The organism is Noviherbaspirillum massiliense JC206 (assembly GCF_000312045.1).
Lineage (GTDB): Bacteria > Pseudomonadota > Gammaproteobacteria > Burkholderiales > Burkholderiaceae_D > Noviherbaspirillum > Noviherbaspirillum massiliense.
In genome coordinates this window covers 2,258,479-2,266,959 of the sequence record NZ_HE978634.1, presented here as the reverse complement: position 1 = coordinate 2,266,959, position 8,481 = coordinate 2,258,479, and the positions used below count along the sequence as shown (strand labels likewise).

The 8,481-nt window shown below is 59.1% G+C and carries 7 protein-coding genes; 5 read left to right on the top strand and 2 right to left on the bottom strand.

Translation table 11 applies throughout. The features are described 5' to 3' along the window. Together HGHM_RS21165 and HGHM_RS11090 are read left to right on the top strand one after the other, a co-directional pair. Window positions 1-3,385 (top strand): response regulator (locus HGHM_RS21165; protein ID WP_034348493.1); only part of this gene is annotated, 3,385 nt, incomplete at its 5' end. A gap of 11 nt (window positions 3,386-3,396) precedes the next feature. Beyond that, a complete protein-coding gene (locus HGHM_RS11090; RefSeq protein ID WP_019141602.1) occupies window positions 3,397-4,224 on the top strand; it encodes a CheR family methyltransferase in 828 nt (275 codons plus the stop codon). A gap of 72 nt (window positions 4,225-4,296) precedes the next feature. Here the strand turns inward: HGHM_RS11090 and HGHM_RS11085 are convergent, their stop codons facing one another. Next, window positions 4,297-5,088, bottom strand: a complete 792-nt coding sequence (locus tag HGHM_RS11085) for an IclR family transcriptional regulator (RefSeq protein ID WP_019141601.1) — start codon at window positions 5,086-5,088, stop codon at window positions 4,297-4,299. Between the two features lie 167 nt (window positions 5,089-5,255). Between HGHM_RS11085 and HGHM_RS11080 the strand changes: the two genes are divergently transcribed. From HGHM_RS11080 to HGHM_RS11070, 3 genes are read left to right on the top strand one after another with little or no spacing between them, the layout of a single operon-like run. Then, window positions 5,256-5,993, top strand: coding sequence for a (Fe-S)-binding protein (locus tag HGHM_RS11080; RefSeq protein ID WP_019141600.1), 738 nt, complete (start codon window positions 5,256-5,258; stop codon window positions 5,991-5,993). Beyond that, the gene (locus HGHM_RS11075; protein ID WP_019141599.1) at window positions 5,993-7,399 is read left to right on the top strand and encodes a LutB/LldF family L-lactate oxidation iron-sulfur protein; all 1,407 of its coding nucleotides are present in this window, start codon (window positions 5,993-5,995) and stop codon (window positions 7,397-7,399) included. Before HGHM_RS11080 ends, HGHM_RS11075 begins: the two co-directional genes overlap by 1 nt. Further along, window positions 7,396-7,794 (top strand): diacylglycerol kinase, encoded by a 399-nt coding sequence (locus HGHM_RS11070; RefSeq protein ID WP_019141598.1) that lies wholly within the window; start codon window positions 7,396-7,398, stop codon window positions 7,792-7,794. Before HGHM_RS11075 ends, HGHM_RS11070 begins: the two co-directional genes overlap by 4 nt. A gap of 51 nt (window positions 7,795-7,845) precedes the next feature. Here the strand turns inward: HGHM_RS11070 and HGHM_RS11065 are convergent, their stop codons facing one another. After that, on the bottom strand, window positions 7,846-8,412 hold the full coding sequence (locus tag HGHM_RS11065) for an NADPH-dependent FMN reductase (RefSeq protein ID WP_026075927.1): 567 nt from the start codon (window positions 8,410-8,412) through the stop codon (window positions 7,846-7,848). Window positions 8,413-8,481: the final 69 nt, after the last annotated feature.

Genomic DNA, 8,481 nt, shown 5'->3' with positions numbered 1-8,481 from the left:
TGTGATGGTGGACCAGCTTTCGTCGTTTGCCTCGGAAGTGACGCGGGTGGCGCGGGAAGTGGGTACCGAAGGCAAGCTGGGTGGCCAGGCGCAGGTGGAAGGCGCGGCCGGTACCTGGAAAGACTTGACCGACAACGTCAACTTCATGGCGGCAAACCTGACTGCACAGGTGCGCGGCATCGCCGGTGTGGTGACAGCGGTGGCAAACGGTGACCTGAAGAAAAAGCTGACGGTGGCGGCCCGCGGCGAGATTGCGGCTCTGGCGAACACCATTAATGAAATGACCGACACCCTGGCGGTGTTTGCCGACCAGGCCACCACGGTGGCGCGTGAAGTGGGTGTGGAAGGCAAGCTCGGTGGCCAGGCTTCGGTGCCGGGTGCAGCAGGCACCTGGAAAGACTTGACGGAAAACGTCAACCAGCTGGCGGCCAATCTCACGACCCAGGTGCGGGCGATTGCGGAAGTGGCGACTGCGGTGACGCGCGGCGACTTGTCGCGCTCGATCCAGGTGGAAGCGCGCGGCGAGGTGGCGGACCTGAAGGACAACATCAATGAAATGATCCGCAACCTGAAGGAAACCACGCAAAAGAATGCCCAGCAGGACTGGCTGAAGACCAACCTGGCGCGCTTTACCCGCCTGCTGCAGGGCCAGCGCGACCTGTCGACGGTGACCGCGCTGATCCTGTCGGAACTGGCGCCGCTGGTGTCGGCGCATCATGGCGTGTTCTACATGATGGATTCGCAGGATGCGGATGCGCGTTTGCACATGATCGCAAGTTATGGCTACCGTTCCGATCGCAAGCTTCCGACTTCCTTCCTGCCGGGTGAAGGCCTGGTCGGGCAGTGCGCGCTGGAAAAGCAGCGCGTCTGGCTGACCGACGTGCCGCGCGATTACATCATGGTGTCCTCCGGCCTGGGCGCGGCACCACCCACCAATATCGTGGTACTGCCCATCCTGTTCGAGCAGCAGGTGAAAGCCGTGATCGAAATCGCCTCGCTCGACCGTTTCACCGAGACCCACCTGTCTTTCCTCGACCAGTTGATGGAATCGATCGGCGTGGTGCTGAACACCATCGAAGCCAACAGCCGCACTGAAAGCCTGTTACGGCAATCGCAGTCGCTCGCGCAGGAACTGCAGCAGACCAACCTGGAACTGGCGGAAAAGGCGCGCCTGCTGTCGGATCAGAATATCGAAGTCGAGCGCAAGAACCGGGAAGTGGAGCAAGCCAAGCGGGCGCTGGAAGAAAAGGCGACGCAGCTGGCCTTGTCGTCCAAGTACAAGTCGGAATTCCTGGCCAATATGTCGCATGAATTGCGCACGCCGCTCAACAGCCTGCTGATCCTGGCCCAGCAATTGAGCGACAACCCGGATGGCAATCTCTCGAACAAGCAGGTGGAATTTGCCAAGACGATTTACGGATCCGGCAGTGACTTGCTGACACTCATCAACGACATCCTCGACTTGTCGAAGATCGAATCCGGCACGGTGACGCTGGAAGTCAGCGAGTGCCGCTTCCGCACTCTGCGGGGTTATGTCGAGCGCACCTTCCGTCACATGGCCGAGGCAAAGCACCTCGGATTCTCGATTGACCTGTCCGACTCCTTGCCGGAATCCATGATGACGGACAGCACGCGCCTGCAGCAGATCCTGAAAAACCTGCTGTCGAACGCTTTCAAATTTACGGCGCACGGTCAGGTATCGCTGCGTATCGGACTGGTGGAATCCGGCTGGACCCCCGATCATCCAAGTCTTGCGCAAGCCGATGCGGTACTGGCCTTTGCCGTGACGGATACCGGCGTGGGCATCGCCTCCGACAAGCTGCAACTGATCTTCGAAGCCTTCCAGCAAGCCGACGGCAGCACTGCCCGCAAATATGGCGGCACCGGGCTGGGCCTGTCGATCAGCCGCGAACTGGCGCGTTTGCTCGGCGGCGAGATCCGGGTGGAGAGCGTCATTGGCGTCGGCAGCACCTTCACGCTCTACCTTCCGTACAACCGCGCGGGTTTCATGGCACACGACTTCATTCGTCATCCGCAGTCATTGCCTGTTCCAAAATCGCATATGCCGACTTTGCCGACAAATGTGGTGGTGGCCCAAGCCGAGGCGATTGAAGTTCTGGATGAAGTGGAGCCGGTCGCTCCTGCCGTCGAATTGCAACCAGAGGAAGCGGGCGAGACTTTCGACGACAGGGCACTGATCGTACCGGGAGAGCCGACGGTACTAATCGTGGAGGATGACCGTCGCTTCGCCGGCATCGTGCTTGAGTACGCAAGGGAAAAGGGCTTCAAGGGGGTCGTCACCTATCAGGGTGACTCCGCACTCGCGCTTGCGAGGGATTATCTGCCTGCGGCGATTCTGCTCGACATCGATTTACCGGATATCGAGGGCTTTACGGTGCTCGACCGCCTCAAGCGTGACCCGAGCACCCGCCATATTCCTGTGCATGTCATGTCGAGCATGAAGGAACGCGAGCGGGCACTGCGGCATGGTGCGATTTCCTATCTTCAGAAACCCATCGATCGCGAACGCCTGCAGGAGGAATTCAACCGCATCCAGCAGTTCCTGGTAAAAGGCAAGCGCAGCCTGCTGGTGGTAGAGGATGACCAGATGCAGCGCGATGCCATCGTCAACCTGATCGGGAGTAACGATGTCAATATCGTTGCGGCGGCAAGCGGACAGGAAGCGCTGGATGCCTTGAAGGCCTCCCGTTTCGATTGCATGGTGCTCGACCTTAGCCTGCCGGATATCAATGGCTTTGACCTGCTCGACAAGATTGGGGCGGATTCAGGCCTGCGCGACTTGCCGATCGTGGTCTATACCGCGAAGGACTTGAACCGCAAGGAAGTGACGCGTCTCAAGCGCATCGCGAAAACGGTCGTTGTCAAGGATGCGCGCTCGCCGGAACGCCTGCTGGATGAAACTGCGCTGTTCCTGCATCGTGTGCACGCAAGCCTCCCGGAACCGCAGCGGCGCATGCTGGATGAAATCCATGCGGCGGACGGCGGCCTTGCAGGACGCAAGGTACTGATCGTGGACGATGACCTGCGCAATATCTTCGCCCTGAGTTCCGTGCTCGAGCGCCATCAGATGAAAGTATTGTTTGCCGAAAACGGCCGCGACGGCATCGAAGTGCTCGAAAAGGACCCTTCGATTGAAATCGTGCTGATGGATATCATGATGCCGGAGATGGATGGCTATGACACCATGCGCGCGATACGGCGTGTTCCGAAATTCAAGTCGCTGCCCATCATCACGCTGACGGCGAAAGCGATGAAGGGCGACCGCGACAAGTGCATCGCCGCAGGTGCTTCGGACTACATTACCAAGCCGGTGGATGTGGCTCAGCTGCTCTCGCTGATGCGGGTGTGGCTGCATAAGGAATAAGAGCGCACGGTATGGAGCAAGCCCAATCGATAGAAGATCTGGAAATCGACCTTCTGCTCGAAGGCGTATTCCAGCTCTCCGGCCACGACTTTCGCGGCTACCGGCGAGGCTTGCTTGCCCGGAAACTGCATGCCCTGATGCAGGCTGCTAAGCTCAACAGTGTGTCGATGCTGCAGGACAGGGTGTTGCATGATCCCCATATGCTCGAGACATTGCTGCGGATGCTAGGTGCAAAGACGGCAGGATTGTTCGACGATCCTGCCCATTTCCTTGCATTGCGCGAAGCCCTTGGGCCATGGTTGCGATCCTGTCCTTCGCCGAAGGTCTGGATCGCCGAATGCACGTCCGCCGAAGACATCGCCACGCTCGCAATCCTGCTGGCGGAAGAAGGCGTCTACGACAAGACGCAGGTGTTCGCGACCGCGGCGAATGAAGGTCTGCTGGAGGAGGCAAGCCGCGGCATCCTTGCAGCGGAGCGCATCCGGGAGTATGAAGACAACTACCGTCGCAGCGGGGGCAAACATGCTCTTGCCGACTACTGCCGCGAGGACAAGGGGCACATAGTGCTGCTGCCCCGGATGCTCAGCAACATTACCTGGGCGCAGTACAGCCTCGCCACGAATGCCTCATTCAATGAATTCGAACTGATAGTCTGCCGCGGGACGCTGGGCGAATTCGGGGCGCCATTGCGGCGCAGGACCCTGCAGCTGTTCCATGAAAGCCTGCCAGTGTTCGGCATGCTGAGCGTCGACCAAGCCAATGAAATGGCGTGCGAGCCTTTCGCGTCACGCTACAAGTCGATTTGTGCAAACCAGGGTCTGTATCGACGCATGGCCTGAGCGTCGCGGCCTGTCAACGGGAAGCGCGGCAGCAGGTGGCCTGCGCCGCTTCGAGTTCGACTTCAATACGGGCTAGGTGCCGGTTCCCTGCGGCACATAGCCCAGTACCGCGGAAATCTGACTTGCGGTACTCAGCAAGTCTTCCACCCACTCGTCCTGCAGCCGGTCTGCAGGCGCGGAGATTGACAAGCCTGCAACCAGCTTGCCGGAGTCATCGTAGATGCCCGCGGCCATGCAGCGCACGCCGAGTTCCAGCTCCTCATTGTCGCGGGCATAACCGCGCGCGCGCACTAGGCTGAGTTCCCGTTCCAGTTTGGCGAGGTCGGTAATCGAATTCTTGTTATGGCCCGCCAGTCCGGTACGGGTCGCATAGGAACGGACCTGCTTCGGATCTTCGATGGAGAGGAACAGCTTGCCGGTGGAGGTCAGGTGCAGCGGCGCGCGTCCGCCGATCGCACGTACCACCTGCATGCCGGAACGCTCGGAAAACGAGCGGTCGATATACACGATCTCGTCGCCTTGCCGTACCGACAGATTGACGGTTTGGTGCGTCTTCCGATGCAGCGCGCGCATGAAATCCAGTGCGGCTTCACGCACGTTCAGGCGGCTTTTCACGAGATTGCCCAATTCCAGCAGGCGCATGCCCAGCCGGTAAGATCCTGCTTCCGCCCGGTCGACAAAGCGCTTGACCACCATATCGTTCAGAATGCGGTGCGCCGTGGATGGGTGCAAGCCTGTTACCGTCGACAATTCCTTGAGGCTGACAGGGTCAGGATATTGTGCGAGCGCATCCAGCAGGGAAATCATGCGCTCGATAACCTGGATCGAAATCTGATTGTTATCGCTAGACTGCTCTTTTTTCATGCTGAAATTGGTGCGTTGCAATAGCTTATTTATACCACATTGTGAAAAAATCAAAAAGAGTTGTAAAGAAATTTGCGTGTTTTCGGCAAATTATTTCATCCCAAGCATTGGTCCCATGAGACGTTGGGCGCATCATAATAACGACTCTCTATGATCAGGAATCAAGCATGCGTGTCGGATTATTTGTTACCTGCCTGGTAGACATGATGCGGCCGGAAATCGGGTTTTCAGCTTTGAAACTGCTGGAAGCCGCCGGCTGCGAAGTGATCGTTCCGGAAACTCAGACCTGCTGCGGCCAGCCCGCATACAGTTCGGGCGATCGCAAGGCGGCGCGCGCGCTTGCCGAAAAATTCGTCAGCGAGTTCGAAGGCTTTGACTATATCGTCATTCCCTCCGGCTCCTGCGGCGGAACGGTGAAAACCCATTACACCGACCTGTTCTCGGATTCCCCGTCCTGGCTGGCGCGGATGGAGCGCATGGCGCCGCGCGTCTATGAACTGACCGACTTCCTGCAGAACGTGGTGAAGCTGGACAAACTGCCACTTCCGGAAAAGGGCGGATTCCAAGGCTGCATCACTTATCACGATTCCTGCTCCGGCTTGCGTGAACTGGGCGTGCAAGCGCAGCCGCGCGCATTGCTGAAGAAGGTCCCCGGTGTGGAATTGAAGGAGATGAAGGACAGCCGTGCCTGCTGCGGCTTTGGCGGCACGTTCGCCGTGAAGTATGGCGACATCTCGACGGCAATTGCCGATGAAAAATGCGCGAACATCCATGCGTCCGGCGCCGATGCCGTCGTGCTCGGCGACCTGGGATGCATCCTCAATATCGAAGGCAGACTGCGCCGCACCGGCGATGACAAGACGCGCGTGCTGCATGTGGCACAAGTATTGGCAGGAGACGTCTGATGCAAGTTCAGTCCATGCATTTCAAGGCGCGCTCCGGGCAAAAGCTGGCAGACCAGCGCCTGCAGCAAAACCTGAAAAAGCTTTCCTCCAAGTTCGTGTCGGGGCGCGCTTCGGCCATCACCGAGCTCGATGACTTCGAAGGCACGCGCGACGCCGCGATCGAGCGCCGCATGCGCGCGATCGAGAATCTCGATGTCTGGCTGGATACCTTCGAGAAGGAGGCGACCCGGCGCGGCGCCACCGTGCTGTATGCCGAGACCGCTGAAGATGCGTCTCGCCTGGTGGTGGAAATCGCAAAAAAGCACCAGGTCAGAAAAGCCATCAAGTCGAAGTCGATGGTGTCGGAAGAGATGGCGCTCAACAAGGCGCTGGAAGCGACCGGCGTGCAAGTCGTCGAAACGGACCTCGGCGAGTACATCCTGCAGATCAACAACAACGAGGCGCCGTCCCACATCATCGCGCCCGTGGTCCACAAGGACAAGGAAGAAATCTCCGACCTGTTTGCGCGCGTACACCAGCGGCCACGCCTGACTGACATTCCGGAGATGACGCATGAGGCGCGCGAGATGCTGCGCCCGCAATTCCTGTCGGCGGACATGGGTATTACCGGCGGCAATTTCATCATCGCCGAAACCGGATCGGTGGCCGTCGTCACCAACGAAGGCAACGAGGGCATGTGCACCGTGATGCCCCCCAAGGTGCATGTGGTAGTGACCGGTATCGAGAAAGTCTTGCCGACGCTCGAGGATTTCGCGACGGTCATGCGGCTGTTGCCGCGCTCGGCCACCGGTCAGTCGATTTCCAACTACGTGTCGCTGCTGACGGGACCGAAACGTCCGGGCGATCTCGACGGCCCGGAAGCAATGTATTTCGTGCTGGTGGACGCTGGCCGTACCAGCCTGGTCGGCAGCGAATTCCAGGACATGCTCCGTTGCATCCGCTGCGGTGCATGCATGAACCATTGCCCTGTGTACCAGAAGATCGGTGGCCACAGCTATGGCTGGGTCTATCCCGGGCCGATGGGCAGCGTGCTTACGCCATCGTATGTCGGTGTCGAAAATGCGCTCGACCTGCCGCAGGCTTCAACCCTGTGCGGCGAATGCCACGTGGTATGCCCTGTTAAAATCCCGCTGCCGGACTTGCTGCGCAAACTGCGCGAGAAGCAGGTCGAGAAGCATCTGCGTCCTGCAAGCGAGCGCCTGGGCCTGGCAGCGTGGGCCTTTCTCGCCAAACGACCGACACTGTACCGGCTGGCCACGGGAATGGGTGTGCGTATTCTGCGGGCGATGGGGGGTAGCAGGAAGCTGATCGCGAAGCTGCCGTTCGGTGGTGGATGGACCGATTACCGGGACATGCCTGCGCCGACCGGCAAGACCTTCCGTGAACTTTATCGACAACGAAAATGACTGAGCACGAAACCCAAGTCAGCGAATTCAAGAGCAAAAGCGGAGTAAAACGGATTTACTCCGCTTTTTTCTATTCCATGGAAGGCTTCAAGTCGGCATGGCGGAGCGAGCATGCGTTTCGCCAGGAACTGATGCTGGCGATACCGGCAGCGATCGTCGCCTTGCTGCTGCCGGTGCCGGCAGTGCACAAGCTGGTCCTGATCGGCGTCCTGGTATTGGTGCTGATTGTTGAACTGATCAATTCTGCAATCGAAGCCGTCGTGGACCGCATCTCCTTCGAGCGCCATCCGCTATCGAAAAATGCCAAGGATTTCGGCAGTGCCGCCGTATGCCTGGCGCTGTTGCTTGCCGCGGCAAGCTGGGCCGTCATCGTGCTGCCCTTGTTCCTGGGGTAGGGCACGTCCCTGCAGTTGAAGGGCTGCGTGGGGTCTTCCGCGCAGCCGTCCTCATTGCTTCTGTGGCAAATTCCGGTCGATCCACTGTTCGAAGGCCTGCAGGAATTTCTGCATGAATTCACGGGTGGATTCATTCGCGATCGCGCCTTTTTCATCGAACAGGTTCGCCGCCTTGCCGATATAGGCCTCAGGCTGCTGCATGGCAGGAACATTCAGGAAGACCAGGCACTGGCGCAAGTGATGGTTCGCGCCGAAGCCGCCGATGGCGCCCGGCGACAGGCTGATCACGGCGCCTGGCTTGCCGTTCCAGGAGCTTTTTCCATAAGGGCGTGAGCCCACATCGATCGCATTTTTCAATGCCCCGGGGATCGAGCGGTTGTATTCCGGCGTGATGAACAACACGGCGTCGGCTGCTTCCAGCTGCTGCTTGAAATCCCGGATGACTTGCGGCGGATCGGCTTCGAAATCCTGGTTGAACAAGGGCAGCTGGCCGATCTCCATGATCCCGAGCTTGAGTGATGGCGGCGCCATGGCGATCAGGGCATTGGCCATCTTGCGATTCAGCGATTCCTTGCGCAGGCTGCCGACAAGGACGGCAACATTTTTCGGTGAACTCATGGTGCTCCTTTCCGAGAGGGAAATCGTGAGAATTTGCAGCGCTTGCATGGTGTGCAAAGCATGCAATGA